Annotated in this window: 1 pseudogene; it reads right to left on the bottom strand. The window is 55.7% G+C overall.

What is annotated here, in order from left to right:
- Positions 1 to 589, bottom strand: a pseudogene (locus tag BCU12_RS23185) (thrombospondin); the annotation flags it as partial.

The following is a 589-nucleotide window of genomic DNA, read 5'->3' as shown; positions in this document are numbered from 1 at the left end:
ATTATCGTCATCTGGGTCAATCGTATCCCCAATACCATCGCCGTCCGTATCGGCCGACTCTTCCGCGTTGCCTGGGAACACATCCGCATTATCCCCCGTGCCGTCACCGTCACTGTCTCTCGATTCCGTGGCATCACTTGGGAAATCATCCTCGTCATTGGCCACGCCATCACCATCAATGTCCGGGTCTACCCCATCACCAATGCCATCGCCATCCATGTCCGAAGATTCTGCATTATCATCTGGGAACGCATCACTGTTGTCCCCCACGCCATCCTTATCTCGGTCTCGAGTCTCGTTCACATCATCCGGGAACGCATCCCCGTTGTCCCCCACACCATCGCCATCGCTGTCTCTCGATTCCGTCGCATCACGAGGGAAGTCGTCTTCCTCGTTAGGCACGTCATCGCCATCAATATCTGGGTCTACCCCATCACCCACGCCATCACCATCCATGTCAACGGATTCGTCTGCGTTGTCAGGAAACGCATCCGCGTTGTCACCCGCGCCATCTCCGTCGCTGTCTTTCGACTCCGTGTTATCTTGAGGGAAGTCATCCAAGTTATCGCCAACACCATCGCCGTCACTG

This window comes from Vibrio sp. 10N.261.55.A7, assembly GCF_002877365.1.
Lineage (GTDB): Bacteria > Pseudomonadota > Gammaproteobacteria > Enterobacterales > Vibrionaceae > Vibrio.
Note: the sequence above shows the minus strand (reverse complement) of the source record. Positions and strands in the feature narration are given on the sequence as shown.